This is a genomic window from Yonghaparkia sp. Root332, assembly GCF_001425665.1.
GTDB lineage: Bacteria > Actinomycetota > Actinomycetes > Actinomycetales > Microbacteriaceae > Microcella.
In genome coordinates this window covers 47,895-73,711 of record NZ_LMCX01000001.1, presented here as the reverse complement: position 1 = coordinate 73,711, position 25,817 = coordinate 47,895, and the positions used below count along the sequence as shown (strand labels likewise).

General features: G+C 72.0%; 22 protein-coding genes. 14 read left to right on the top strand and 8 right to left on the bottom strand.

Annotated features, from left to right (window positions below):
- Positions 1 to 2: 2 nt before the first annotated feature.
- Positions 3 to 998, bottom strand: coding sequence for a dTDP-glucose 4,6-dehydratase (rfbB, locus tag ASC54_RS00315; RefSeq protein WP_055858736.1), 996 nt, complete (start codon positions 996 to 998; stop codon positions 3 to 5).
- Between the two features lie 82 nt (positions 999 to 1,080).
- Here rfbB and rfbA point away from each other — a divergent pair, with 82 nt between their 5' ends.
- The 4 genes from rfbA to ASC54_RS00295 all read left to right on the top strand — a co-directional run bounded on the left by rfbA (position 1,081) and on the right by ASC54_RS00295 (position 5,204).
- Positions 1,081 to 1,962, top strand: coding sequence for a glucose-1-phosphate thymidylyltransferase RfbA (rfbA, locus tag ASC54_RS00310; RefSeq protein WP_055895964.1), 882 nt, complete (start codon positions 1,081 to 1,083; stop codon positions 1,960 to 1,962).
- Positions 1,963 to 2,054: 92 nt separating this feature from the next.
- Entirely contained in the window at positions 2,055 to 3,296 is a 1,242-nt protein-coding gene (locus ASC54_RS00305; RefSeq protein WP_055858741.1) for a hypothetical protein, read from the top strand.
- The gene (locus ASC54_RS00300) at positions 3,289 to 4,215 is read left to right on the top strand and encodes an NAD-dependent epimerase/dehydratase family protein (RefSeq protein ID WP_055858744.1); all 927 of its coding nucleotides are present in this window, start codon (positions 3,289 to 3,291) and stop codon (positions 4,213 to 4,215) included. Before ASC54_RS00305 ends, ASC54_RS00300 begins: the two co-directional genes overlap by 8 nt.
- Positions 4,212 to 5,204, top strand: a complete 993-nt coding sequence (locus ASC54_RS00295; protein WP_055897826.1) for a glycosyltransferase family A protein — start codon at positions 4,212 to 4,214, stop codon at positions 5,202 to 5,204. The genes ASC54_RS00300 and ASC54_RS00295 overlap by 4 nt, the downstream gene beginning before the upstream one ends.
- A 2-nt stretch (positions 5,205 to 5,206) precedes the next feature.
- Here ASC54_RS00295 and ASC54_RS00290 read toward each other — a convergent pair whose 3' ends face one another.
- Entirely contained in the window at positions 5,207 to 6,406 is a 1,200-nt protein-coding gene (locus ASC54_RS00290) for an ABC transporter ATP-binding protein (RefSeq protein WP_055858749.1), read from the bottom strand.
- Position 6,407: 1 nt separating this feature from the next.
- The gene (locus ASC54_RS00285) at positions 6,408 to 7,328 is read right to left on the bottom strand and encodes an ABC transporter permease (protein WP_055858752.1); all 921 of its coding nucleotides are present in this window, start codon (positions 7,326 to 7,328) and stop codon (positions 6,408 to 6,410) included.
- Positions 7,329 to 7,449: 121 nt separating this feature from the next.
- Between ASC54_RS00285 and ASC54_RS00280 the strand changes: the two genes are divergently transcribed.
- The gene (locus ASC54_RS00280; RefSeq protein WP_162242478.1) at positions 7,450 to 9,021 is read left to right on the top strand and encodes a DUF2142 domain-containing protein; all 1,572 of its coding nucleotides are present in this window, start codon (positions 7,450 to 7,452) and stop codon (positions 9,019 to 9,021) included.
- A gap of 105 nt (positions 9,022 to 9,126) precedes the next feature.
- Positions 9,127 to 11,526, top strand: coding sequence for a cell wall-binding repeat-containing protein (locus ASC54_RS00275; RefSeq protein ID WP_162242477.1), 2,400 nt, complete (start codon positions 9,127 to 9,129; stop codon positions 11,524 to 11,526).
- Positions 11,527 to 11,580: 54 nt separating this feature from the next.
- Here ASC54_RS00275 and ASC54_RS00270 read toward each other — a convergent pair whose 3' ends face one another.
- From ASC54_RS00270 to ASC54_RS00255, 4 genes are read right to left on the bottom strand one after another with little or no spacing between them, the layout of a single operon-like run.
- Entirely contained in the window at positions 11,581 to 12,705 is a 1,125-nt protein-coding gene (locus ASC54_RS00270) for a glycosyltransferase (RefSeq protein ID WP_055895954.1), read from the bottom strand.
- 10 nt (positions 12,706 to 12,715) lie between these two features.
- The gene (locus ASC54_RS00265) at positions 12,716 to 14,011 is read right to left on the bottom strand and encodes a nucleotide sugar dehydrogenase (protein ID WP_055858763.1); all 1,296 of its coding nucleotides are present in this window, start codon (positions 14,009 to 14,011) and stop codon (positions 12,716 to 12,718) included.
- On the bottom strand, positions 14,008 to 14,373 hold the full coding sequence (locus tag ASC54_RS00260) for a DUF2304 domain-containing protein (RefSeq protein WP_055858767.1): 366 nt from the start codon (positions 14,371 to 14,373) through the stop codon (positions 14,008 to 14,010). The genes ASC54_RS00265 and ASC54_RS00260 overlap by 4 nt, the downstream gene beginning before the upstream one ends.
- Before the next feature lie 17 nt (positions 14,374 to 14,390).
- Positions 14,391 to 15,107 carry a glycosyltransferase family 2 protein gene (locus ASC54_RS00255; protein WP_055858770.1) on the bottom strand — a complete coding sequence of 239 codons (717 nt, stop codon included), beginning with the start codon at positions 15,105 to 15,107 and terminating at the stop codon, positions 14,391 to 14,393.
- 77 nt (positions 15,108 to 15,184) lie between these two features.
- Here ASC54_RS00255 and ASC54_RS00250 point away from each other — a divergent pair, with 77 nt between their 5' ends.
- The 4 genes from ASC54_RS00250 to ASC54_RS00235 are packed head-to-tail and all read left to right on the top strand — an operon-like array spanning position 15,185 to position 19,018.
- On the top strand, positions 15,185 to 15,793 hold the full coding sequence (locus ASC54_RS00250) for an acyltransferase (RefSeq protein WP_235451344.1): 609 nt from the start codon (positions 15,185 to 15,187) through the stop codon (positions 15,791 to 15,793).
- Positions 15,790 to 16,890 carry a DegT/DnrJ/EryC1/StrS aminotransferase family protein gene (locus ASC54_RS00245; RefSeq protein WP_055895951.1) on the top strand — a complete coding sequence of 367 codons (1,101 nt, stop codon included), beginning with the start codon at positions 15,790 to 15,792 and terminating at the stop codon, positions 16,888 to 16,890. Before ASC54_RS00250 ends, ASC54_RS00245 begins: the two co-directional genes overlap by 4 nt.
- Positions 16,890 to 17,876 (top strand): Gfo/Idh/MocA family protein, encoded by a 987-nt coding sequence (locus ASC54_RS00240; RefSeq protein WP_055858778.1) that lies wholly within the window; start codon positions 16,890 to 16,892, stop codon positions 17,874 to 17,876. The genes ASC54_RS00245 and ASC54_RS00240 overlap by 1 nt, the downstream gene beginning before the upstream one ends.
- A gap of 2 nt (positions 17,877 to 17,878) precedes the next feature.
- Entirely contained in the window at positions 17,879 to 19,018 is a 1,140-nt protein-coding gene (locus tag ASC54_RS00235; RefSeq protein WP_055895950.1) for a glycosyltransferase family 4 protein, read from the top strand.
- Between the two features lie 26 nt (positions 19,019 to 19,044).
- On the opposite strand, the gene ASC54_RS00230 is transcribed toward ASC54_RS00235, so the two are convergent.
- Positions 19,045 to 20,208 carry an acyltransferase gene (locus tag ASC54_RS00230; RefSeq protein WP_055897823.1) on the bottom strand — a complete coding sequence of 388 codons (1,164 nt, stop codon included), beginning with the start codon at positions 20,206 to 20,208 and terminating at the stop codon, positions 19,045 to 19,047.
- 115 nt (positions 20,209 to 20,323) lie between these two features.
- Between ASC54_RS00230 and ASC54_RS00225 the strand changes: the two genes are divergently transcribed.
- Genes ASC54_RS00225 through ASC54_RS00210 form a run of 4 tightly spaced genes read left to right on the top strand, consistent with a single transcriptional unit; the run spans position 20,324 to position 25,807 of the window.
- On the top strand, positions 20,324 to 21,748 hold the full coding sequence (locus tag ASC54_RS00225; RefSeq protein ID WP_162242476.1) for a glycosyltransferase: 1,425 nt from the start codon (positions 20,324 to 20,326) through the stop codon (positions 21,746 to 21,748).
- Complete coding sequence (locus ASC54_RS00220) at positions 21,745 to 23,529, top strand: ABC transporter ATP-binding protein (protein ID WP_055895946.1); 1,785 nt, start codon at positions 21,745 to 21,747, stop codon at positions 23,527 to 23,529. Before ASC54_RS00225 ends, ASC54_RS00220 begins: the two co-directional genes overlap by 4 nt.
- Positions 23,526 to 24,632, top strand: a complete 1,107-nt coding sequence (locus tag ASC54_RS00215) for a glycosyltransferase (RefSeq protein ID WP_055895944.1) — start codon at positions 23,526 to 23,528, stop codon at positions 24,630 to 24,632. The genes ASC54_RS00220 and ASC54_RS00215 overlap by 4 nt, the downstream gene beginning before the upstream one ends.
- The gene (locus ASC54_RS00210; RefSeq protein WP_055895941.1) at positions 24,629 to 25,807 is read left to right on the top strand and encodes a hypothetical protein; all 1,179 of its coding nucleotides are present in this window, start codon (positions 24,629 to 24,631) and stop codon (positions 25,805 to 25,807) included. The genes ASC54_RS00215 and ASC54_RS00210 overlap by 4 nt, the downstream gene beginning before the upstream one ends.
- The last annotated feature ends 10 nt before the right edge of the window (positions 25,808 to 25,817 follow it).

Genomic DNA, 25,817 nt, shown 5'->3' with positions numbered 1-25,817 from the left:
CGTCACTGGCCCTGGGCCAGGTAGCGCGCCTCGGTCGCGTCCTTCTGCGGAGCCCACCACGCCTCGTTGTCGCGGTACCAGGCGATCGTCGCCTCGAGTCCGGCCTCGAAGTCGGAGTACTGGGGCGCCCAGCCCAGCTCGGTGCGCAGCTTGCTCGAGTCGATCGCATAGCGCAGGTCGTGCCCGGGCCGGTCGGTGACGTGGTCGTACGCGTCGGCCGGCTGGCCGAGGTGGGTGAGGATGAGCTCGACGACCTGCTTGTTGTTCTTCTCGCCGTCGGCGCCAATGAGGTACGTCTCGCCGATGACGCCCCGGTCGAGGATGGTCATGACGGCGGACGAGTGGTCGTTCGCGTGGATCCAGTCGCGGACGTTCTCGCCCTTCCCGTAGAGCTTGGGGCGCTCGCCGCGCAGCACGTTCGTGATCTGGCGGGGGATGAACTTCTCGACGTGCTGGTAGGGGCCGTAGTTGTTCGAGCAGTTGGAGATCGTGGCCTGCACGCCGAACGAGCGGACCCAGGCGCGCACGAGGAGGTCGCTGCCGGCCTTCGTCGACGAGTACGGGCTCGACGGGTTGTACGGCGTCGACTCGGTGAAGCGCGCGGGGTCGTCGAGCTCGAGGTCGCCGTAGACCTCGTCGGTCGAGATGTGGTGGAAGCGCACGCCGTGGCGGCGCACGGCCTCCAGGAGCGTGAAGGTGCCGATGACGTTCGTGTCGAGGAAGGGGCGCGGATCGTCGAGGGAGTTGTCGTTGTGGCTCTCGGCCGCGTAGTGGACGACGGCGTCGTGGGCCTGGACGAGCTCGTCGACGAGAGCGGCGTCGCAGATGTCGCCCTGGACGAACCGGACGCGGTCCTCCGGGAGCCCCGCGAGCGATGCGCGATTGCCGGCGTAGGTGAGCTTGTCGAGCACGGTGATCGTGTGGTCGGTGCTCGCGACCGCGTAGTGGACGAAGTTGCTGCCGATGAATCCGGCGCCGCCGGTGACGATGATCTTCACCGGGCGATTCTACGGGGGAGCCCCGTTGCTAGACTCGGCCGGTCGCCGACGGCCATCGCCGCCGGGGTCGGAAGGGAACGCTGTGAAGGGAATCATCCTCGCCGGAGGATCGGGAACGCGGCTGTGGCCCATCACCAAGGGCATCTCGAAGCAGCTGATGCCGATCTACGACAAGCCGATGATCTACTACCCGCTGTCGACGCTCATGATGGCCGACATCCGCGAGATCCTGATCATCACGACGCCCGAGTACAACGAGCAGTTCCAGGCGCTCCTCGGCGACGGGAGCGACCTCGGGATCCGGCTCGAGTACGCGGTGCAGCCCTCGCCCGACGGGCTCGCGCAGGCCTTCATCATCGGCGAGGAGTTCATCGGCGACGACAGCGTCGCGCTCGTCCTCGGCGACAACATCTTCCACGGCTCCGGGCTCGGCTCGTCGCTGCGCTCGCACAGCTCGATCGACGGCGGGCTCATCTTCGCCTACCAGGTCTCCAACCCGCGCGCCTACGGCGTCGTCGAGTTCGACGAGACGATGACCGCCGTGTCGATCGAGGAGAAGCCCGCGAAGCCCAAGAGCAGCTACGCGGTGCCCGGCCTCTACTTCTACGACAACGAGGTCGTCCGCATCGCGAAGACGATCGCGCCGAGCGCGCGAGGCGAGCTCGAGATCTCGAGCATCAACGAGCACTATCTGGATGCCGGTCGCCTGCAGGTGCAGGTGCTCGATCGCGGGACGGCCTGGCTCGACACGGGGACGTTCGAGTCGATGATGCAGGCCTCCGAGTACGTGCGGGTCATCGAGGACCGCCAGGGCTTCAAGATCGGCTGCATCGAGGAGATCGCCTGGCGCGCCGGCTGGATCGATGACGCGCAGCTCGCCGAGCTCGCGGCTCCGCTCGCGAAGAGCGGGTACGGCACGTATCTGCAGGGGATCCTCGCGCCCCGCGACGGCGAGCCCGAATAGACTGGACCGGTCGGGTCTCCGACGGAGCGCCGACGACATCGAACGATCCCGCCCCGACGACGCGAACGGTTCGTTCCTCTGAGAGGAACCGCATGGCACGACCGAAGCTCTTCCGACTGCTGCGCCCCTTCCGCATCCTGCGCGACGAGGGTCCGCGGGAGTTCGCGAGCCGCGTGGCCGCGAAGGCGCACACCGTGCTCCGCAAGGATCGCCCCGTTCTCCTCGTCGATCTCGAGGACGCCGCCTCGGTCGACTGGACGGAGCCAGGGGAGCAGCTGCGCGACCCGATCCGCGTCTCCGAGGGGTCGATCGATATCGCGTGGGTCATGTCGACCCCGGGCCAGGGGAGCGGCGGGCACCAGAACCTGTTCCGCTTCATCCGCTTCGCGGAGGAGGCGGGCCACCGCTGCACGATCTACCTCTACTCCGCGCTCGGGGCGCCCGTCAGCATCCCCGACGTCCGCGCCATGATCCGCAGCTCGAGCGGTTACGCCGACGTCGACGCGGACATCCGGCTCTACCGCCCGGAGGACGGCATCCACCCCGAGGCGCAGGCGATCTTCGCAACGGGATGGGAGACCGCGTACCCCGTCTTCCGCGACCCGAGCCGCGCCCGCCGCTTCTACTTCGTGCAGGACTTCGAGCCGAGCTTCTACGCGCTCGGGTCGCAGTCGCTCCTCGCCGAGAACACCTACCGGTTCGGCTTCCACGGCATCACCGCGGGGGGCTGGCTCGCGCACAAGCTGCGGGACGAGTACGGCATGACGACCGATGCCTTCGACTTCGCGGTCGACAAGGTGCACTACTCGGTCACGAACCGCGAGCGTCGGAACGAGGTCTTCTTCTACGCCCGGCCCGTGACCGAGCGCCGCGCCTTCGAGTTCGGAGTGCTCGCCCTCGCCGACTTCGCCAAGATGCGCCCGGACGTGCCGATCAACATGGCGGGGTGGGACGTCTCGAACTGGGAGCTGCCCTTCGCCTATCGCAATGAGGCGATGCTCGACGTCTCCGAGCTCAACGCGCTCTACAACCGATGCGCGGCCGGTCTCGTCATGTCGCTGTCCAACATGTCGCTCCTCCCGCTCGAGCTCATGTCGAGCGGCGTCGCGCCGGTCGTCAACGACGGTCCGAACAACCGCATGGTGAGCGACAACCCGCACATCGAGTACGTGCCGGCCTCGCCGATGGCGATCGCGCGCCGCATGGTCGAGATCGTCGATCGCCCCGATCAGGTCGAGCGCGCGCTCGCGATGTCGGCATCGGTGGTCGACGTGAACTGGGCCGATTCCGGCCGCCAGTTCGTCGAGGCGTTCGAACGGGGCATGCGTGGCTGACGTCCTCGTGGTCGGCGGCAACGGCTTCATCGGCTCGCACCTGGTGGATGCCCTGAGCGACGGCGGCCACCGCGTCACCGCTTTCGACCGCTTCAGCACCGGCGCGCCCACGTTCCGGTCGTCGGCGGTGCGCATGCTCCCCGGCGACTTCCTGAGCCGATCCGATCTGGAGTCCGCCGTTGGAGGGCATGAGGTCGTGTTCCACTTCCTGGCGACGACCTCCCCGGCGACGGCGGAGGCGGACCCGACGCTCGACATCCGCACGAACGTGATCCAGACCATCGAGCTCCTGAGCGCCTGCGCCGAGGCCGGGGTGCGCCACGTCTACTTCGCCTCCACGGGCGGTGCCATCTACGGCCCGCAGCAGCGATCGGACTTCTCGGAGGCCGCTCCGACCCTGCCGATCTCGCCGTACGGCATCGGCAAGCTCACGATCGAGCACTACCTCCGGTACTTCCGCGCCACGCACGGCCTGCGGTCCACGAGCCTGCGGATCTCGAACCCGTACGGCACCCGCCAGCACCCGAACCGGAAGCAGGGGCTCATCCCCATCGCGCTGCGGCAGATCGCCCGCGGCGAGAGCGTCGCCCGGTACGGGGACGGCTCCATGGTGCGCGACTACGTCTACGTCGACGATCTGGTGCGGATGCTCGTCCCGCTCGTCGATGTCGAGCCGACCCACGAGGTGTACAACGTGGGCAGCGGCCGCGGCTCGTCCGTCACGGAAGTGCTGGACGCCATCGCGCGAGTCACGGGTGGCCCGGTGCGCGTGCACGAGATCCCCGTGCCGCCGACCTTCGTCGATCGCGTCGTCCTGGACGTCTCGCGGTTCGACCAGGAGTTCGGGATTCGCGTGCCGACGACGCTCGAGGAGGGCATCGCGGCGACGTGGGCCGACATGACGGGGGCGCGGGCATGACCGAGAGCGCGGACCCGACCGGGAGCATCACCGCGACGGTCGCGATCCTGACCTACAACGGCGAGGCCCACCTCCGCCGGATCCTCGACGCGCTGCGCGTCCAGACCGGGGTGGAGGGCGAGGTCGAGATCCTCGTCATCGACTCCGGCTCGACCGACGGGACTCTGTCGATCATCGAGGACTTCCCCGAGGTCCGTCTCCACCGGATCCCGAACACCGAGTTCCAGCACGGTCGGACGAGAAATCTCGCGGCGCGGCTCGCGCGGGGCGAGTTCGTCGTCTACCTCACCCACGACGCCGTGCCGATCGGCGCGCACTGGCTCGCCGGCATGCTCGCCCCCTTCGCCCTCTCGCCCGACGTCGTCGGCGTGGTGGGCAAGCAGGTGCCGCGACCGCGCTGCTTCCCGCTGCTGAAGTACGAGATCCGCGGTGTTTTCGCCGGTCTCGGCCCCGATGGCGGGGTCACCCTCTACCGCCGCCCGCCGGGCGAGCTCGACGAGGGGGCCGTCGCCGGCCTGGGGTTCTACTCCGACGTGAACTCGGCCGCCCGCCGCGAGGTGCTGACCATGACGATCCCGTACCGGGAGGTCCCCTACGCCGAGGACCAGCTGTTCGGGCAGGACGTCATCCGGGCGGGGCTCATCAAGGCGTACGCCCCCCTCGGCGCGGTCGAGCACTCCAACGACCTCACGCTCGCCGAGTACGGCAAGCGGATCTTCGACGAGACCGTGGGGCTGCGGCGGATCGGATTCGGCATCCCCCCCATGTCGCGCGCGACTCAGCTGCGCCTCACCGTTCGCGGCATCCTCGGGGACTCCCTCCGCATCGTCCGCGACCGGGACTTCGGGGTGCGGAGGACGCTCTACTGGCTCCTCGTGAACCCGGTGTTCCAGATCCGCAAGTGGTCGAGCTACCGCCCCGCGACCACGGTCGACCTCTCGGACGACGACGCGATCGCGGCCGGCTCGCTCGAGGCCAGCAGGCGCTGAGCTCAGGTCGTGCGGAGGTCCGCGCTCGCGCGGAAGTGCACGACGCCCACGGCGCCCGGCTCGGTGGAGACGGAGAAGCTCGCGGCCGGCTGGCGCCGATCGATGTCGCGCCCCTGCGGGGTGACGAGGCTCGCGTGCACCTGGTACGAGCCGGCGCCGAGCGCGTTGCCGCCGAGGGTGATGCCGAGCGAGTAGCTGCCCGGCGAGGTCGGCAGCTCGATCCCGAGGCCGTCGGTGTTGATGCGGTAGACGCCCTGGCCGACGGGCGTCTCGATGTCGATGCCGGCGATCCAGCCGCTCGGCACCGAGCCGATCGTGTAATCGATGTCGATGACGATGTCGCCGCCGGGCAGGTAGTCGCCCGAGAGGTCGGTCGAGGTCGACGTCACGCGGACGTCGTCGATCCGCGCCCCGCTGGTGAGCGCGCCGTCCGCGCCCGTGGTGCGAGCGGGTGAGGAGTGCGCCGCCTCGAAGGTCGAGCGGAGCGCTTTGATGCCGTCGGCGGCGTTGCCGTCGTGGACCATCCGGCCGTGGTCGAGCACGACCACCCGGTCGCACAGCTGCCCGACCTGATCGGACGAGTGGCTGACGAAGACGATCGTGCGCCCCTCGCGCTGGAAGTCGGCGATCTTCGCGAGGCACTTGCGCTGGAACGGCTCGTCGCCGACGGCGAGAACCTCGTCGACGAGGAGGAGGTCGGGGTCGACGTGGACGGACACCGCGAAGGCGAGCCGCACGTACATCCCCGAGCTGTAGAACTTCACCTGCGTGTCGATGAAGCTCTCGATGCCCGAGAAGTCGACGATCGCGTCGAAGTACCGGTCGGTCTCGGCGCGCGTGAGCCCGAGGATCGCGGCGTTGAGGTAGACGTTCTCGCGGCCGGTGAGATCGGGGTGGAAGCCCGCACCGAGCTCGAGGAGCGCCGCGAGGCGCCCGCGACGCCGCACCGTTCCCGACGTGGGCTGGATGATCCCGCCGATGACCTTCAGCAGCGTGCTCTTCCCCGAGCCGTTGTGGCCGACGAGGCCCACGGTGGATCCGGTCTCGATGCTCAGATCGATGTCGCGAAGGGCCCAGAAGTCCTGCTGGTGCTCGCGCGAGCGCGCGAACGCCACGATGCGCTCTTTGAGCGACTTGTCCTGGTGCAGCACGAAGCGCTTGGAGACGTCCGCGACGTCCACGATGGCGGGGGAGGTCGTCACGTCACAGCTCCTGCGCGAAGTTGCCCTGAAGGCGCGAGAAGATCCGCTGGCTGACCCAGAGGAGCACCAGGCTGAAGAGGAAGACGCCGAGCATGCGCAGGGCCAGGTCCGGCGGCCACTCGATCCCGCTCCCCGGCTCGGAGCCGGCGATCCACAGCCCGCGCTGGAACCCCAGGACGGCGACGGTCACGGGGTTGGCCAGGTAGATCTGCTCCAGCAGGCTGCCGCCGATCGCGTCGCGCACGAACGTGTACGAGTAGACGATGGGCGACGCCCAGAAGAGGACGGCGAGGATTACCTCGATGAGGTGCTCGAGGTCGCGGAAGTAGACGGTCAGGCCGGCGAGCAGCACGCCGAGCGCGGTCGCGAAGGTCACGAGCATGATGAACGCCGCCGCCGCGTAGAGGATCTCGAGGGTCAGCGGGAAGCGACCGAGAGCGAGCACCGCGACGAGCAGGATGAGGAACTGGACGGCGAAGTTGAACAGCGCTCCGCCGACGCTCGCGAGCGGGAAGATCTCGCGCGGCAGGTACACCTTCTTGACGAGGCCCTGATTGTGGATGATCGAGGACGTGGAGTTGGAGAGGATCTCCGCGAAGAGGGTCCACGCCGTCAGCCCGACGAACACGAAGATCGCGAAGTCGGGGATGGCCCGGGCGAGCCCGATGATCTCGCCGACGGCGAAGTAGTAGATGAGCAGCTGGCTGAGCGGCCGCATGAGGCTCCACACGAGACCGAGCGAGCTGTTCTTGTAGCGGGCCTTGAGCTCGCGCCGCACGAGCAGGCCGAGCAGCTCCCGACGCCCCCAGATGTCGCGGAGCGAGCGCGCCGTGCCCTCGATGAGGCCTCCGGGTCGGCCGACCTCAGCGAGCGGGAGGGTCGCGATGCGCTCGGAGCGGAGGGTCGCGGCGGGATCAGCCAAAGAAGGGGTGCTCTCGTCTCAGGGGGAGGGTGGCGCCAGTCTACGGGACGGCGCCCGGCAGGCGGCATGGCGCGGGTGCGCCGCCGGGGGCGGGAGGGCCCCGGGTACGCTGATGCTCGCCATGCCGATCCCGACCTCTCGCCTCCGCGGCCCTCGACTGTCTTCGCGGGCCCGCCTGATCCTCCTGCCGCTGCTGGCGTTCCTCGTCCTGGCGGGCTGGTCGTACTCCTCCCCGGTCGGCTCCTCGCCCGACGAGGACTACCACCTCGCGAGCATCTGGTGCGCGGCGGGGGATCGCACGAGCCTCTGCGAGGAGACGGGCGATCCGGCCACGCGCGCCGTGCCGGAGGCCTTCGCGGTCGACCCGTGCTTCGCCCGGTTCTCGACCGAGTCGGCCGCGTGCCAGGTCGGCGCCTACGACGAGCCGGGGCTCGTCGAGTCCGATCGCGGCAACTTCCTCGGCGCCTACCCGCCGGTCTTCTACGCGACGATGTCGATCCTGGCCTCCGACGACGTGCAGACCTCCGCGCTGGCGATGCGGATGCTCAACGCGGCTCTCTTCGTCGGGCTCATGACGGCGCTCGCCGTCCTCCTGCCCGCGCGGCACCGGGTCATGGCGATCGGCTCCGTCCTCATCTCGATCGTCCCGCTCGGGATGTTCCTGATCCCGTCGCTCAATCCGAGCTCGTGGGCGATCGTGGGCGTCGCGGTCGCCTGGCTCGGCCTCATCGGTCACCTCGACACGACGGGGCGTCGCCGCTGGCTGCTCGCCGGGATCTTCGCTCTCGGGGTGCTCATGGCGGCCGGCGCGCGGGCCGATGCCGGCATCTACGCCGTGCTGGCGATCGCGGCCGCGCTGCTCCTGCGGTTCGCGCCGTCGCGCGCCTTCCTCGTGACGAGCATCCTGCCCGTCGGCATCGCCCTCCTGGCCCTCGTGGCGACGTTCGCGGCAGGGCAGCTCGCGAGCGCCGCGGAGGGATTCGGCGGGGCGGGCAGCCAGGGGGGCGCGGGCCCCGCGCCCACGGTGCCGGGCGGGCCGGCGGCGCCTCCCGCCGCCTCGAACGGGCTCGGACTCGCCATCACCAATCTGCTGAACGTCCCCTCCCTCTGGGCGGGCGTCCTGGGCTTCTGGAGCCTCGGGTGGTTCGACACTCCGCTCCCGGCCGTCATCGCCTTCGGCGGGGTCGCGGTGTTCGTCGCGGTCGCCTTCACCGGGCTCGCCCACGTCGACTGGCGCAAGGCGCTCGTGTTCGCCGGCGCCGCGGTCGCCCTGTGGTTCATCCCGACGTGGACGCTCACGCGCGGCGGCGACCAGGTCGGCTCGGAGGTGCAGCCGCGCTATCTGCTCCCGCTCATCGTGCTGCTCGCGGGCTTCGCGCTCCTGGAGTCCCGGGGCCGCACGCTGCGCCTCTCCCGGGCGCAGCGCTGGCTCGTCGGCCTCACCCTCGCGGGGTCGCAGTCGCTGTCGCTGTACGTCAACCTCCGCCGCTACCTCACCGGCGACGACGTGAAGTCGGTCAACCTCGATTCCGGGCTCGAGTGGTGGTGGCCGGGCGTCCCGTCGCCCATGCTCCTGTGGCTCCTCGCGTCGATCGCCGGGGCGGCGCTCATCGCGCTGCTCATCTCGTCCTGGCATCGCGCGCCCTCGGTGATGCCGGTTCTGGCTCCCGACGCGCCGTCGCCTGTTCGTTAACCGGACATCACCCCCCGACGGGGGTGCACAGGCGAGGAATTCACGAACCATACTGGGTGCGGGGGAAGGCGCAGCATGTCGCGCCTCGGGCAGGGGGAGCCGCGCATGCCGCGTTTGACGATGATGACCACGACGATCACGGTGGTCGCACTGATCGCAGTCGGTGCCGCCGCGCCGTCCGCCGCTGCGCCCGCCGTCCCGCCGACGCCTCCCGCGAGCGAGCTGCCCCGAGTCGGCTCGCACGCCGCGCCGGAGTTCGCCGCAGCGGCCGCCGCTCTCGACCCGGGCCTTCAGGCCGCGATCGAGCGCGACCTCGAGCAGTCCCCTGCCGAGTACCTCGCCGGGGCCGCTGCGGCACGGGACGCCGCCGTGGTCCTCGAGGCCCTCGACGCCGCGGGCGTGGGCATCGTCGACGAGCTGCTGGAGGGCGACGTGCTCACCATCGGCATCGACGACCCGGCCGACGCCGCGCTCGTCGAGTCGACCGGCGCGCGAGCCGTCGTGGGCCAGGTGGATGCTCCGCTCGCCGTCGACCGCGTGAGCTTCGCCCCGGCGGCCGACGCCTACGGGGGCGACCCGATCTACTACTTCACCTCCACCGGCGGATTCCGCTGCTCGCTCGGCGTGAACGGGACGAGCAGCTCCGGTCAGCGTCAGCTGCTCACCGCCGGTCACTGCTGGTCGCCCGGCATCACGGGCCCCTACCAGTCGGGCAGGATCGCCGCGCCCTCGCTCTCCCCGCAGGCGACTCAGCGGATCACCGTCGGCGCGCCCGTCTCGAACTCCTTCAGGCTCGGCGGCGGGTACGACAGCGGGCTCGTCGCGATGACCGCGTCCGGGTGGGTGGCGAAGCCCCAGGCGCTCACCTGGGGCGGCGGCCAGGGCGCTCCGCTCGCGACGGCGCCCGTGACCATCCGCGACACGACGGTGCCCGTCGCCGGCGCCGGCGTCTGCAAGTCGGGTTCCACGACGGGATGGACCTGCGGGACGATCCTGGAGGGGTACGGCGACTCGTTCTACCGCGTGGGCGGGGGAACGGCGGCGTACGACCTGGAGGGCATCGCGACGAGCATGTGCGCCCTGCAGGGAGACAGCGGCGGCCCCGCGCTCGTCGGCAGCTCCCTCGTCGGCATCACGTCGGCCACCGCGTTCGGCCTGTACCAGTCGCCGCTGCCCGCGGGCACGACGGCGGCGCAGGCGTGCGCCGACACTCCGCCCGAGCAGCGGATCTCCCTCCTGTTCGGGATGCGCAGCACCCGGTCGGTCGACTACACGGTGCAGAAGGCGTACGGCTCCGCGTGGGAGCCGACGGTCGCGGTCGACAAGCCCGTCCTGGTCTCGCCGGTCGATGGGGCCAGCCTCGGCGCGACGACCCTTCTGACGGGGACGCTCGCGAACGGCGGGCCCCAGCACCGCATCGAGGCGATCGTGAACGGCGTCGCGAAGAGCGTCCCCGTGTCGGCGGACGGCACCTGGTCGATGAATCTCGGAGTCTCCGCCGCCACGCCGGCGGGCGTCTCGATCCGCGCGCGATGGGGTGCGCGATCGGTCTCGGCCGCGCAGCAGTTCATGGTGTCGAACGGACGATGGGAGGCCGTCGCCGTCGACCGCCTGACCGGCTCCGACCGATTCCAGGTCGCCGTCGAGATCTCCAAGCGCGCCTTCCCCGCGGGCGCCGACGTCGTCTACGTCGCGACCGGGATGGTGTTCCCCGACGCCCTGAGCGCCGCGCCCGCCGCCGTGGCCGGCAACGGCCCGATCCTGCTGACGACCTCGGCGACCATGCCGACGTCCGTCCGCGCGGAGATCGTGCGCCTGTCGCCCGGTCGGATCGTGATCGTGGGCGGTCCCTCCTCGGTCTCCTCCGCGATCCAGACCGATCTGTCGAAGATCGCCCCGACGACCCGCATCTCCGGATCGGACAGGTACGTCGTGTCGCGGAGCATCGCGCGCGCCACGTTCGGGAGCTCGGGCGCGACCACGGCGTACATCGCCACGGGCCAGAACTTCCCCGACGCTCTGACCTCGAGCGGTGCGGCGGCGTCTGCCTCGGCTCCGGTCATCCTCGTCGACGGCCGGGAGCCCCGTCTCGACCCCGATACGCGGGCGCTGCTCAGCGATCTGGGCGTGACCCAGGTGAAGATCGCCGGCGGCACCTCCTCCGTCTCCTCGGGCATCCAGGCGGATCTTGCCGGGATGCTCGGCTCGAGCGCCGTCGTCCGCTTCGGCCTGCCCAGTCGATTCCTGGTCGGCTGGCAGGTCAACGCGGACGCCTATCCCACGGCGGATCGCGCGTACTTCGCGACCGGCTACGTGTTCGCCGACGCGCTCGGAGGAGCGGTCATCGCGAGCCGCGGCGCGGCCCCGATGTACGTGGCCCTCACCGACTGCATTCCGAAGGAGATCGTGAACCAGCTGGGGAAGCAGGGCGTCAGCTCGGTGACCCTGCTCGGCGGCCCGTCGTCGCTCTCGGACAACGTCGCGCGACTGAAGTCCTGCGGCTGACGTACGGCGGCGGGCGCGCGGGAGCCGCTCCCGCGCCGCGCTCCCGCCGCGGGCTCAGCCGGAGAGCTCGCGGTAGATCTCGGCGAGTCGCGCGACGCTCGTCGTCAGACTGCGGCGGTCGACCGCGAACGAGCGCGCCCGGGCGCTCATCTCGCCCCAGTCGCGGTCGGTCAGGCCGATGATGTCGGACACCGCTCCCGCGAGGGCTCGCACGTCGTCCTCGTCGACCACGATGCCGGTGCGTCCGTCCTCGAGCATCTCGGGGGCGCCGCCGCTGCGGTAGGCGATGACCGGGACTCCGCAGGCCTGGGCCTCGAGCAGGACGAGCCCCGCGGCCTCGCGCCGCCCCTCGTGCAGGCGGGTCGGCAGCACGAGCGCCCGCGCGCCGCGCAGCTGCTCCCGCACGGCATCGCGGGGGAGCGACCCGAGCACGTCGATGTGGGGATGCGGTGCCGCCGCCGCGCGGACCGTCGCGTCGAGCGGCCCGTCGCCGATCACGACGAGGCGGTGCTCGGCGGTCGGTGCGATGGCGATGGAGGCGGCGAGGAGGTCGTCGACTCCCTTCCGCTCGGCGAGCGCGCCGATGAAGACGATGCGCGGCGCGCCCCGCTCGGCGGAACCCGGACGGGGAGTGAAGAGATCGGTGTCGACCCCCTGGTAGTGGACGTCGAGGCGGTCGGCCGGGAAGCCCGCCGCCACGGCGCGGGCGGCGAGGTACTCGCTCACCGCGAGGAGCCGGTCGGCGCGCGCGGCGGCGTCGGCGGCGCTACGGCGGTGGAAGCGCTGCAGCGGAGACCCCCCGGAGCGCTCGAGCGCGAACACGTCGTAGCCGTGCAGGGTCGCCACGAGCGGCGACGACGCGCGCGCCGCGCCGTCGAGCGCCCCCCGCGACCACGTGGCGAAGTGCTGGTGCACGACGTCGGGCCGGAACGCGGCGATCCTTCGCGCCTGGATCGCCGCCGACAGCGGCGCGGTCGTGAGGGCGGCCGCGATGCGGGCCGGCCACGGACCGATCGAGGGGACCACGGCATCCACCTCGACCCCGACGGCGGGATCGCGGACGTCGGCGGCGAGGGCGACCATGCGCACGGCGTGCTCACCGGCGAGACGCGCCCCGTGCTGGAGCGCGAAGTACGTCGGCGGGACGGGCAGCAGGCCCGTCGCGAGCGCGATCCGCACGGTGGGGCGCCTACCCCTGGGCGATGCCGATGACGCGGTAGGCGACGTCGGGCCAGCGGTCGGCGCTCGAGACGCGGCGGCCGTCGATGAAGGTGCGGATGCCCGGCAGATCGCTCGGCGTCAGCTCGCGGTACTCGGCGTGGTCGGCTTGGACGACCGCGGCATCGACGCTCTCGCCGAGGTGGAACGGCGTCCAGCCGAAGCGCGCGAGCTCGTCGTCGGTGTACAGCGGGTCGTGCACGAGCACCTCGGCGCCGCGCGCGCGGAGCGCCTCGACGGCGGGGAAGACGCCGGAGAACGCGGTCTCCTTCACGCCGCCCCGGTAGGCGGCGCCGAGCACGACGACGCGCTGCCCGGCGAGATCGCCGTGGACGCCCTCCAGGAGGCCGACCGTGTAGTCGGGCATCCCCGCGTTCGCCTCGCGCGCGGCCCGCACGACGGTGGCCGCGGGGTCGTTCCACAGGTAGAGCCGCGGGTAGACGGGGATGCAGTGGCCGCCGACGGCGATGCCGGGCTGGTGGATGTGGCTGTACGGCTGCGAGTTGCTCGCGTCGATGACCTGGTAGATGTCGATGCCGGCCGTCGCGGCGTACTGCGCGAACTGGTTGGCGAGCCCGATGTTGACGTCGCGGTAGGTCGTCTCCGCGAGCTTCGCCATCTCGGCCGCCTCGGCGCTGCCGAGATCCCAGACGCCGTTGCCGCGCGCGAGGTCGGGGCGGTCGTCGAAGTCGAGGACGGACTCGTAGAACTCGACCGCCGCCGCGGCGCCCGCGGTCGAGAGGCCGCCGACGAGCTTGGGGTACTTGCGCAGGTCGGCGAAGACGCGACCGGTGAGCACGCGCTCGGGCGAGAACACGAGGTGGAAGTCGGTGCCCTCGGTCAGGCCCGAGCCCTCCTCGAGCATGGGCTTCCAGCGCGTGCGGGTCGTGCCGACGGGCAGGGTCGTCTCGTAGGCGACGAGGGTGCCGGGCGTGAGGTGCGCGGCGAGGCTGCGGGTCGCGGTGTCCATCCAGCCGAAGTCGGGCACCGCGTTCTCGTCGACGAAGAGCGGGACGACGAGGACGACGGCGTCGGCGCCGGGCACGGCGTCGGCGTAGTCGGTCGTGGCGCGCAGGCGCCCCGCGGGGACGAGCTCGCTCAGAAGCTCCTGCAGGTGCGCCTCGCCGGGGAAGGGCTCGCGGCCGGCGTTGACCGCCTCGACGGTCGCCGGGTTGACGTCGACTCCGACCACATCGTGACCCTTCGACGCGAACTGCACGGCGAGGGGCAGGCCGATCTTCCCGAGAGCGATGACGGCGATCTTCACGATGGTTCCTTTCGTTCGAGCTCGGCGATGCGATCCTGCAGCCGGGCCTCCGCGAGCGCGAGCTCGCGCGCCAGCTGCGTGTTGGCCCGCGCGAGCTGCACGGACCTCTTGTACTCGTTGACGACGTAGACCAGGCCGGCGACGATCGCCACGTAGAAGAGCAGGTCGGCCCCGCGGCCGATCCCGACCGCTCGGGCCATGCCGGTGAGCACCCCCGGCGCGACGACGACCACTACGCCGGCGGCGAGGCCGAGGAACACCACGAGGCGGCGGATGGCGAGGTGCTTGGCGTTGGGCGTGGACCTCAGCAGGTACACCGCGGTGCCCACGAGCGCGAGCACGAGGAGGATCTGGAACCACATGGCGTCGCTCCTTCCGCTCAGTTGATGACGAGGTCGACGAGGATGTTGATCGAGTTCAGCAGCGACTGACCCTTGGCGCGCGAGTAGTCGGTGTAGAGCACCTCGACGGGGAACTCGCGGTACGGCAGCCCCGTCCGGCCGAGCTGGAGGACGATCTCGGTCGCGTGCGCCATGCGGTCCTGCTTGAGGCTGACGGCGCGGGCGGCGTCGACCCGGATGACGCGGAGCCCGTTGTGGGCATCCGTCAGCGTCAGCCCGGTCGTCAGGTTGGTGACCCGCACGGCCGTCTTCAGCACCGCCTTCTTGAGCAGGCCGGGGCGGGTGCGGTCGTCGAGGAAGCGGGAGCCGAAGACGATCGCCGCGTCCTCCGCGCGGGCGAGGGCGATCATCGCGACGGCGTCGACGACCCGGTGCTGGCCGTCGGCGTCGAAGGTCACGATGAACTCGACGCCCGGCTGCTCGCGCGCGTAGGAGATCCCGGTCTGGAGGGCCGCGCCCTGGCCGAGGTTGTACGGGTGCCGCACGACGCGGGCGCCGGCGGCCTCGGCGACCTCCGCCGAGCCGTCCGTCGACCCGTCGTCCACGCAGACGATGTGCGGGAAGACCTCCTGCAGCTCGGCGATGACGCCGGCGATGACGCTCGCCTCGTTGTAGAGGGGGATCACCACCCAGCTTCCACCGTCGCGCTCCGCGCCGTGCGCGCCGGCGATGCCGGAGGGGGGAGCGGGGGGCATACCGGACATTCTGGCAGAACGCGATAGCCTGGGAGCCCGCGCCGAGCATTCGCCTCGATCCTCTGGGAGCCCCTCTCGTGCCTCAACCGTCCGACGTGCGCATCGTCGATTCCGCCGATGTCGCCGAGTCCGCGACCATCGGCGCCGGGTCGTCGATCTGGCATCTCGCCCAGGTGCGCGAGGACGCGCGCCTCGGGCGCAACTGCGTCGTCGGCCGCGGCGCCTACATCGGCACCGGCGTCGAGCTCGGCGACAACTGCAAGGTGCAGAACTACGCCCTGGTCTACGAGCCCGCGCAGCTGGAGGCCGGCGTGTTCATCGGCCCGGCCGTCGTGCTGACCAACGACACCTACCCGCGCGCGGTCAACCCCGACGGCAGCCCGAAGTCGGCCCACGACTGGGAGCCGGTGGGCGTGACGATCCGCGAGGGCGCCGCGATCGGCGCTCGCGCGGTGTGCGTCGCGCCCGTCACGATCGGCCGCTGGGCGACGATCGCCGCCGGCAGCGTCGTGACCAAGGACGTCCCCGACTTCGCCCTCATGGCGGGAGTGCCCGCGCGGCGCCTCGGCTGGGTGGGGCGCGCGGGCGTCCGGCTGATCGAGAAGGACGGCGCGTGGGTCTGCCCGCAGACCGGCGAGACATACCGCGAGACCGACGGAGCACTGAGAGAGGACGCCCCCGCGTGAGCAAGCCCCTGATCCCCGCCGCGAAGCCGATCATCGGCCGGGACGAGCGCCGCGCCGTCATGCGCGTCATGAAGACCGGCATGATCGCCCAGGGCCCGGAGGTGGCGGCCTTCGAGCAGGAGTTCGGCGCGCACTTCGTTCAGGGCCGCGCGTGCGTCGCCGTCAACAGCGGCACCGCGGGCCAGCACCTCGGCCAGCTCGCCGCGGGCGTCGGCCCGGGCGACGAGGTCATCGTGCCCTCGTTCACGTTCGCGGCGACCGGCAACTCGGTCGCCCTGACCGGTGCGACCCCCGTGTTCGTCGACATCGAGCCCGAGACCTTCGGCCTCGACCCCGCAGCCGTCGAGGCAGCGATCACCCCCCGCACGAAGGCGATCATGCCCGTGCACCTCTACGGCCACCCCGCCCGCATGCGCGAGCTCGAGGCCATCGCGAAGAAGTACGGCATCGAGATCTACGAGGACGCCGCGCAGGCGCACGGCGCCTCGATCGACGGCCGCCCGGTCGGCACCTGGGGCCGCTTCGCGATGTTCAGCCTCTACCCCACGAAGAACATGACCTCGGGCGAGGGCGGCATGGTCGCGTGCGACTCCGCGGAGCTCGTACGCGGCGTCAAGCTGCTGCGCAACCAGGGCATGGAGAAGCAGTACGCGAACGAGGTCATCGGCTTCAACGCGCGCATGACCGACATTCACGCCGCCATCGGCCGCGTGCAGCTGACGAAGGTCGACCGCTGGACGGCCGCCCGGCAGGAGAACGCGGCCTACCTCGACCGCCACCTGACGAACGTGCAGATCCCGGTGGTCGCGCAGGGCGCGGTCCACGTGTACCACCAGTACACGATCCGCGTGCCGCACGACCGCGACGGCTTCGTGACGGCGCTCCGCGAGGAGCACGGCATCGGCTCGGGCGTCTACTACCCGATCCCGAACCACCGCCTCTCCTCCCTTGCGAAGTTCGCCCCCGGTCTCGATCTGCCGGAGACCGAGCGCGCCGCGGCCGAGGTCGTGTCGCTGCCCGTGCACCCCTCGCTGACGAAGAAGGACCTCGCGCGGATCGTGAAGGCCGTGAACAAGGTCGCGAAGGCGGGCTCCTGATGGCCGATCTCCGCGCCGGCCTCCTCGGCGTCGGCATGATGGGCCGCCACCACGCCCGCGTGCTGCGCGAGCTTCCGGGCGTCGAGCTCGTCGCGATCGCCGACCCCGGGGGCGACCCGCACGGCGTCGCCGGCCGCCTGCCGATCCTCCCCGACATCGACGCGCTCATCGGGGCGGGCATCGACATCGCGGTCGTCGCCGTCCCGACGCGATTCCATGAGGATGCCGCGCTCCGGCTCGCGGAGGCCGGGGTCCACACGCTCGTCGAGAAGCCCATCGCCGACACCGTCGAGGCGGGCCAGCGCATGGTCGACGCGTTCGCCGCGAAGGGCCTCGTCGGTGCGGTCGGCCACATCGAGCGGTTCAACCCCGCTCTGCAGGAGCTCCGGCGCCGCCTCGAGGCCGGCGACCTCGGCGACGTCTACCAGATCGCCACGCGCCGCCAGGGCCCGTTCCCGTCGCGCATCGCCGACGTCGGCGTCGGCAAGGACCTCGCGAGCCACGACATCGACCTCACCGCCTGGGTCGCGCAGAGCACCTACCGCACGGTGTTCGCCCAGACGGCGCACAAGAGCGGCCGCGAGTACGAGGACATGGTGACGGCGACGGGTCGTCTCGCGAACGGCACGGTCGTCTCGCACCTCGTCAACTGGCTGAGCCCGATGAAGGAGCGCATCACGATCGTCACCGGCGAGCGCGGCGCGTTCGTCGCCGACACCGCGACGGGCGACCTCACCTTCTACGCCAACGGCACCATCCCGCTGGAGTGGGAGTCGGTCTCGAGCTTCCGCGGTGTGAGCGAGGGCGACGTGATCCGCTACGCGTTCGCCAAGCGCGAGCCGCTGCGCGTCGAGCACGAGAACTTCCGCGACGCCGTCCTGGGCGAGCCGACCGACGTCGTGACGATGGAGCAGGGCCTGCGCACTCTCGAGGTCGTCGAGGGGATGCTCCGCTCGGCTCGAACGGGCGTCGCGGTCGACTTCTGACGATGCGCGTCGTCATCGCGAGCCGGATCTTCTCGCCGGAGCCCGCGGCCGCGGCCTTCCGGCTGGAGGCGCTCGCGAAGGCGCTCGTCGCCCGCGGCCACGAGGTCGAGGTGCTCACGAGCCGCCCTCCGGCCTCGCAGCGCATCGCCGACGCCGCCGGCGTGACGGTCCGCCGGGCGCCGGTGCTCCGCGATCGCTCCGGTGCCGTCCGCGGCTACGTGCAGTATCTGAGCTTCGACGTGCCCCTCATCGCCCGCCTGCTGATGGCCCGGCGCGCCGATGCCGTGGTGGTCGAGCCGCCGCCCACGACGGGCGCGGTCGTGCGCCTGGTGTGCGCGCTCCGCCGGACCCCCTACCTCTACTACGCGGGAGACATCCTCGCCGACGCCGCCGGCAGCGCCGGGAGCCCCGCCCCCGTCGTCGCGGCCGTGCGCCGGCTCGAGCGACTCTCGTGGGGCGGCGCCGCACGAGTGCTCTCGGTCTCCGAGTCGGTGTCGGCGCGCCTTCGCGAGCTCGGGGTGGCGGCCGACCGCATCGCCGAGGTGGGCAACGGCATCGACACGGGCGTCTTCTCGCCCGAGGGCGAGGCGGTCGAGCGCGACGAGCCCTACGCCCTCTACGCCGGCACGGCGAGCGAGGTCCACGGGGCGGGCGTCTTCGTCGAGGCGATGGCGTCGGTGACGGGGATGCGCCTGGTGTTCCTCGGTGCCGGCGTCGAGCGCGACGCGCTGCGGGCCCGCGCCGAGGCGATCGCGCCCGGGCGCGTCGAGTTCCTCGACACCGTACCCGCGACGGAGGTCGCGCGCTGGCTGCGCGGCGCCCGGGTCGCCGTCGCCAGCGTCAAGCCGGAGGGCGGCTACGGTTTCGCCTTCCCGACGAAGATGTACGCCGCCGTCTCCACCGGCACCCCCGTCCTGTACGCGGGGGAGGGGCCGGGGCGCGCGTTCGCCGAGTCGGCGCCGCTCGCGCGCGCCGTCGACCACGATGCGGATGCCGTGGCCGCCGCCCTGCGCGACGCCCGCGACGAGCGCCCGACGCCCGCCGCGCGCGCCGAGCTCGCCCGGTGGGCGCGCGTGGAGATCTCGCTCGGCGCCGCGGCTGAGCGCGCCGCCGACGCCGTGGAGCTGCTCGCGCCCCGCTGACCGCTCGGGGGGAGGGGCACGACCGCTCAGACGAGCTCGCGAGACCGATCGGGCTCCTCGCCCGTCGAGCGCCGGGCCGTTCGGCGACGCTCGTCGCGCGCGTCCCCCCAGCGCCGCAGGCGGCGCTCCATGGGCTTCTCGACGAGCAGGTGCAGGGCGAAGGCCGCGACGATGCAGGCCGCGAGCATGAGCGGGTACCAGACGAGAGCGATCGGGCCGAGCTGCCTGCCGACGACGGAGAGCACGGCGTAGATGATCGTCGCGTGCACGAGGTAGAAGGCGTACGACGCCTCCCCGAGCCGGACGAGCACCGGGTGGCGGAGGAGCGACCTGCCGCCGTGCAGATCGCGCGCCGCGACCGCGGTGATGAGCGCGGCGCAGGTCACGAGCATCCACTCGTTGATGAAGGGGCGGATGACGGGCTCGACGGGCGCGAGCCACGGGGTGGAGACCGTCACGGCGATGACCGCGAGGAGCAGCAGCGAGGCGATCATCGTCGCGCCGGCAGGGAGTCGGGGGCGCCAGCCGGTGCGCATCGCGTGCGCGAGGCACATGCCGAGGAGGAACTCGCCGAGGCGCGCGATGGGCCACGGCAGCGCCCCCGGGAGGAGGCCGGGCCCGATGAGCTCGACGAACCGCCAGGCGAACGACAGGCCGATGAGAGCGACGGCCGCGCCGACGGCGCGACGCGTCGAGAGCAGGCGCAGCACGCGGGAGAGGTACGGGTGGAGGGCGTAGAAGAAGGCCTCGCACGTGAGCGTCCACGCGGCAGGGTTGCCCGAGAACAGGATGGTCGGCTCGCGCCACCAGCCCTGGACGAGCAGGACGGACAGCAGGAGCACGCCGAGATCGAGCGGCTTGACCCACCAGTCCTCCGCCGCGGGGGTGAGGCTGTAGAAGACGGGGATCGCCACCGCGAGCGCGACGAGGTGCGCGGGGTAGATGCGCGCGAACCGGCGCCAGTAGAAGGTGCTCGTCGAGATCGCCTGCGCCGACCAGGTGAGCACGAAGCCCGAGAGCACGAAGAAGAACATCACGCCGTAGTTGCCGAGCGAGAGAGCGGCATGGACAGGGAGCGGCGCGAGGTTCGTCATGTGGTGCAGGAAGACGCCGAACGCCGCCCACCATCGCAGCCCCGTGAGGGAGTCCAGACGCGGTGGCCGGGCAGGGTCGAGCGGAACCGACGGCACGAGGCTCAAGGGTACGCGCCGCGTCGCCGGGGCCGCCGCACTATCCTTGTCCGAGTCGCGCCTCGAGGCGACGCCGCCGAGCCGCCCGGCCGCGCGGGGAGGGGACGGGCACCACGTGTCGACGGACGGACCGCTGACTGGTCGGCGCATCGCCATGCTCGTGTACAACGACCTCTCCTCCGATGCCCGGGTCATCAAGGAGGCCACCGCGCTGAGCGAGGCGGGCGCCGAGGTCCGCGTCATCGCGCTCGCGGTCGCCCGCGGCCGCTACGCCCCCGGGCTCGACCGCAGTCGCCCGGCATTCGAGACCCTCCGCGTGCCGATCGTCGAGATCAAGCACCTGCTGCCCATCTGGGGCGACGCGGTGCGACGCCTCATCCGCCGGTCGTCGACACCGGCCGTCGCTCCGGCGCCGACGCCGACGCCGGCGCCGACGCCGACGACGCCGAGCCCGTCCTCCTCGGCGGCCCCGGCCCCACCCGCAGCCGCCGCTCCGGCCGCGCGCGCCCCCATCGGCGGGCTCAAGGGAGTCCTCATCGACCTGTGGGGTCGGCTCGACCTCACGCTGCGCATGGCGAGCTACTGGCGCCGCGCCCGCCGCGAGCTGCTCGCGTGGCGCCCCGACGCGATCCACGCGCACGACGCGAACACGCTCTCGCCGGCCGCGCGCGCCGCTCGTCGGCTGCGCATCCCGCTCGTGTACGACTCGCACGAGCTCTGGACGGAGCGCAACGTCCGGGCCGACCGGCCGTTCGCGAAGCGCTGGGAGCGCATCGTCGAGCGGCGCGGCATCCGCCGCGCGGAGCTCGTCGTGACGGTCTCCCCGTCGATCGCGCGGTGGCTGCAGGATCGCTACCGGCTCACGCGCGAACCCCTTCTCGTCCGCAACATCCCCGCCGCCTCGCCGACCGCGGGCGACCGCGGCCGCGGCCGCCTCCGCGAGCTCGCCTCGCTTCCCGACGACGCGCGCGTGCTCGTCTACTGCGGCGGCGTCACGACCAATCGGGGCATCGAGCGGGTGGTGGATGCTCTCGCCCACCTCCCCGCCGACCACCACCTCGTCGCGATCGGGCCGGCATCCGAGATCGTCGCGGCCCAGCTGCGGCGGCGCGCGGTCGGCGTCGGAGCGGCAGGACGCCTGCACCTGGTGGGCTCCGTCGACTCGCACGAGGTCACGACGGCGCTCGCCGACGGCGACGTCTCGTTCGTGCTCACGAACCCCTCGTGCCTCAGCTACCGCTACTCGCTGCCGAACAAGCTGTTCGAGTCGCTGCACGCCGGGCTCCCGATCATCGCGAACGACCTGCCGGACACGGGAGCGATCGTGTCCCAGTCGGGCGCGGGCGTCATCGTCGGCGAGAGCGCCGATTCCCGCGAGCTCGCCGACGCCGTCCGGTCGGTGCTCGTGGATCGCGAGCGACTGTCGCGGGCGGCGCTCGCCGCGGCGCAGGAGCACCGGTGGGAGGATGACATCGAGGCGCTCGTCGCGGCGTACTCCGCGATGACCTCGCGACACCGACCCGGAGGCCCGCACGCATGATCCTCATCTGGCGGACGCTGACGAGCATCGTGCCCTACCTCCCGACGCGCGCGGTGAACTTCCTCGTCGTGTACGTCATCGTCACGAGCGCCCTCGCGCTCATCGACATCAGCGCCCTCGCTCTGCTGGCGCTGTCGCTCGGGGCGATGGTGGCGGGCCGCCCGGTCGAGCTGCCCCTCGTCGGGTCGGTCGGGGTCGACGGGTACGTGTGGATCCTCGTCGTGGTCTCCGGCCTCATCATCGCGAAGTCGTCCCTCGCGCTGCTGCTGCAGTGGGTCGCCACGCGGCGCTTCGCCCGCTTCGAGCTCGAGATCGGCGACCGTCTCTTCAACGCCTACATCCGCGCCCCGTGGACGGAGAGGCTCAAGCGCAACACCTCGCAGCTCGTCCGGATGGCCGACGTCGGCATCGCGAACGTCACGGCGGGCTTCCTGCTGCCGGTGTCGACCCTCCCGAGCCTGCTCACGACCTTCGCCGCCGTGCTCGTGGTGCTCGTCGTCGCGCAGCCGGTGACCGCGCTCGTGACGGTGCTGTACCTCGGCGCGATCGCGGCCCTCCTCTACCTCGTCGTCTCCCGCCGCGCCATCCAGGCGGGCAGGGTGAATCGCGACTACTCCTTCAAGGTCGCGCGTCTGATGACCGACATGGTGTCGGCGCTGAAGGAGATCACGCTCGCGGACAAGGCGGGCGAGGTCGCGCGAGTCGTCCACGAGAACCGGATCCACACCACGCGCGCTCGCGCGAACATCTCCTTCCTGGGCACCGTGCCGAAGTTCGTGCTGGATGCCGCGCTCGTCGGCGGCTTCCTCCTCGTCGGGGGAGTGGCCTACATCGGGGGAGGCCTGACCGAGGCGTTCGCCGCGGTCGCCCTCTTCGGAGTCGCCGGGTTCCGGCTCGTCCCCTCGCTCACCGGGTTCCAGTCGATCGTCACCTCGACGCACGCGAACGTCCCCCAGGTCCGCGCGGTCATCATCGACATCACTCTCGCCGAGTCGTACATCGAGCATGCCGAGACGATCGGCCACGATCCCATCGTGGGCGAGCCCGAGGCCCTCGAGCTCGCCGATGTGTCCTTCACCTATCCGGGGGCGGACGCTCCCGCGCTCCAGGGGGTCTCCCTCCGGCTGCCGATGGGGTCGAGCCTCGGGCTCGTGGGCTCCTCCGGCGCGGGCAAGTCGACGCTCGTCGACCTCATCCTGGGTCTGCTCGTGCCCTCGTCGGGCACCGCCCTCGTGGGCGACCAGCGGCTGGAGGACGTGCTCGCCGCGTGGCGCTCGCGGGTCGGCTACGTCCCGCAGGATGTCGCCCTGTTCGACGGCACGGTCGCCGAGAACGTGGCACTCGTGTGGGAGGGCGATATCGACGAGGCCCGCGTGGAGCAGGCTCTGCGCCGGGCGCAGCTCTGGGATGTCATCGCGTCGCGACCGGGAGGAATCCACGGGCGCGTCGGCGACCGCGGCATGTCGCTCTCGGGCGGGCAGCGCCAGCGGCTCGGCATCGCCCGCGCTCTCTTCGACGATCCGCTCGTGCTCGTCCTCGACGAGGCGACGAGCGCGCTCGACACCAAGACCGAGTCGGATGTCGCGGCGGCGATCCGCGAGCTCCGCGGCGAAGTGACCGTCGTCGCGGTCGCCCACCGGCTCTCCACCATCAGGGACAGCGACCAGGTGTGCTTCATGGCCGACGGCCGCATCGTCGCGCGCGGCACGTTCGACGAGCTCGTGGCGTCCGTCCCCGAGTTCGCCGTGCAGGCCGCGCTCTCCGGGCTCTCCCCGGCATGACCGTTCGGCCCACGGGCTCGCTCGTCCTCGATCTGGTGATCGCGGTCCACACCGTCGACCGGCCGATCCGTCGCGCAGTCGAGTCGGTGCTGGGCGATTCCGACGATGCGCGCGTGCGGGTCACCGTGGTCTGCCACGAGGTGCCGGTCGACGACATCCGACCGCTGCTCGACGGCCTCCCCGCGGGCCGCGTGCGACTCATCGCCCACACCGACGGCGTCCGCAGCCCCGCGGGCCCGCTCAACGCGGGCGTCGCCGCCGCGACCGCCGAGTACGTCGCGGTGATGGGCTCCGACGACTTCTTCGAGCCCGGCGCCATCGACGCGTACCTCGACGAGGTCGAGCGAAGCGGGCCGGATGTCCTCATCGTGCCTCTTCGGCATCAGTCCGGCGAGCTCCTGCGCAACCCGCTGGCCCGCTGGCGGCATCGACGCGCGCTGAGTCCTGTCCGCGACCGCCTCTTCTATCGGAGCTCGCCGCTCGCCCTGATCCGCCGCTCGCTGCTCGCCGCTCTGCCGGAGCCGTTCGTCACCCGCCTGCCCGCCGGTGTCGACCTCGAGCTGAGCACCTGGCTGTGGTCGCAGCCCATCCGCATCGACTTCCCGGTCGACCTTCCGGCCTACGTCATCGGCGCCGATGCGGCCGACCGCGTGACCGAGGCGCCCCGCCCGGCCGCGCTCGCGCTCGAGCCCCTGCGGCGGCTGCTCGCCCGGGAGTGGGTGCGATCGCTCGGCGCCGCGGTCCTGCATGCGCTCGTCGTGAAGCTCCTGCGCATCCACGTGCTCGGCGCGGTGCGCGCTCGACGGGCAGCCGATGCCTGGGCGGCCGACGATGCGCGCGCCCTCGCGGAAGTCGTGCGGGGCGGGCTCGAGCTCGCGCCGCGGGCGCTCGAGCCGTTCGCGCGAGCCGAGCGCAGCATCCTCGAGCACGCCGCAGAGGCGGACGCGTCGGGAATCGACCCGGTGCTCGCGGCAGTCGGGCGCGCCGACGCCGCGGGGTGGGCCGATCGCACGCTGCCGCGCTCGCTCCTGCGGACGTTCGATCGCGAGTCGACTCTGCGGCGATTCCTCCTGTACCGCCTCGACCGCTGGGGGCCCTCGTGAGCGCTCTCGGCCGACTGTCGCGGCTCGTGCCCGATGCGGTCATCGCGCGCCTGCTGCCGCGCGACCGCAGCTTCGACCCGCACGCGGTGCCCGCGCCGGTCGCGTTCGCGGCGGGTGCGCGTCACCGGGTGCTCATCGGCCCCGAGAACTCGGCGGGCCAGGGCGAGGCCTGGGCGCGCGCCATGGCCGCGCACACCCCGTCGACCTCGGCCGTCGCCTTCCAGGTCGAGCGCGGCTCGCGCTTCCAGCACGCCGTGACCGCGCGCGTGCCCGCGCCCGTCTTCGCCTGGTCGCGGCGGTGGCAGGCCGCGCACCGTCGTGCCGTGCTCGCGCGCGCGACGCACGTGCTCATCGAGAGCGGGCGACCCGTGCTCGCGGGCGGGGCGCGCGGCGACGTCGATCGCGATGTCCGCGATCTGCTCGCGCGAGGCATCCGCGTCGCCTTCCTCTGGCACGGCAGCGACATTCGCGACCCCGACCGGCACGCGGCCGCGCGCGCGAGCTCGCCGTACTCCGATGAGATGTGGGCCGCGGTGCCGGCGCTGCGCTCGAGCTCGGCCGCTCAGCGCCGACGTGCGCAATCGAGCCCGCTGCCGTCGTTCGTGTCGACCCCCGATCTGCTCGACGACCTCCCCGCGGCGACATGGCTGCCGCTCGTCGTCGACCCCGACCGCTGGGCCGGCGCGATCCCTCCGACCGCGGGCCGACCCCTGAGGGTCGTGCACGCGCCGAGCACGGCGGTGGTGAAGGGCACGTCGCTCATCGAGCCGGTGCTGACGGCGCTCGCGGCCGAGGGCGTCATCGAGTACCGACGGATCGAGGGCGTGCCGCATGAGGAGATGCCGGCCGTGCTGCGCGGGGCCGACGTCGTGCTCGAGCAGTTCCGTCTGGGCAGCTACGGCGTCGCGGCGGTCGAGGCGATGGCGGCCGGCCGCATCGTGATCGCCGACATCGACGACCGCGTGCGGGAGCGCGTGCGCGAGCAGTCCGGCAGGGAGCTGCCGATCATCTCGGCGTCGGCCGCCGACCTCGAGGGCGTGCTCCGGGCGATCGTCGCGGATCCGGCGGCCGCTCGCGATCGGGCGGCGCAAGGCCCGGCCTTCGTGCGCGCCGTGCACGACGGGCGCCTCGCCGCGGCGGTTCTGTCCTCGTCGCTCGGCCTGGACGGGTCGTGAGCGTCATGCG

What these genes read in the sequence shown, in the direction of transcription:
- ASC54_RS00220 (WP_055895946.1), top strand. Translation starts at nt 21,745, where the DNA reads ATGATCCTCATCTGGCGGACGCTGACGAGCATCGTGCCCTACCTCCCG.
- ASC54_RS00280 (WP_162242478.1), top strand. Translation starts at nt 7,450, where the DNA reads ATGCCGATCCCGACCTCTCGCCTCCGCGGCCCTCGACTGTCTTCGCGG.
- ASC54_RS00260 (WP_055858767.1), bottom strand. Translation starts at nt 14,373, where the DNA reads ATGTGGTTCCAGATCCTCCTCGTGCTCGCGCTCGTGGGCACCGCGGTG.
- ASC54_RS00305 (WP_055858741.1), top strand. Translation starts at nt 2,055, where the DNA reads ATGGCACGACCGAAGCTCTTCCGACTGCTGCGCCCCTTCCGCATCCTG.
- ASC54_RS00215 (WP_055895944.1), top strand. Translation starts at nt 23,526, where the DNA reads ATGACCGTTCGGCCCACGGGCTCGCTCGTCCTCGATCTGGTGATCGCG.
- ASC54_RS00255 (WP_055858770.1), bottom strand. Translation starts at nt 15,107, where the DNA reads ATGCCCCCCGCTCCCCCCTCCGGCATCGCCGGCGCGCACGGCGCGGAG.
- ASC54_RS00275 (WP_162242477.1), top strand. Translation starts at nt 9,127, where the DNA reads ATGCCGCGTTTGACGATGATGACCACGACGATCACGGTGGTCGCACTG.
- ASC54_RS00235 (WP_055895950.1), top strand. Translation starts at nt 17,879, where the DNA reads ATGCGCGTCGTCATCGCGAGCCGGATCTTCTCGCCGGAGCCCGCGGCC.
- ASC54_RS00240 (WP_055858778.1), top strand. Translation starts at nt 16,890, where the DNA reads ATGGCCGATCTCCGCGCCGGCCTCCTCGGCGTCGGCATGATGGGCCGC.
- ASC54_RS00295 (WP_055897826.1), top strand. Translation starts at nt 4,212, where the DNA reads ATGACCGAGAGCGCGGACCCGACCGGGAGCATCACCGCGACGGTCGCG.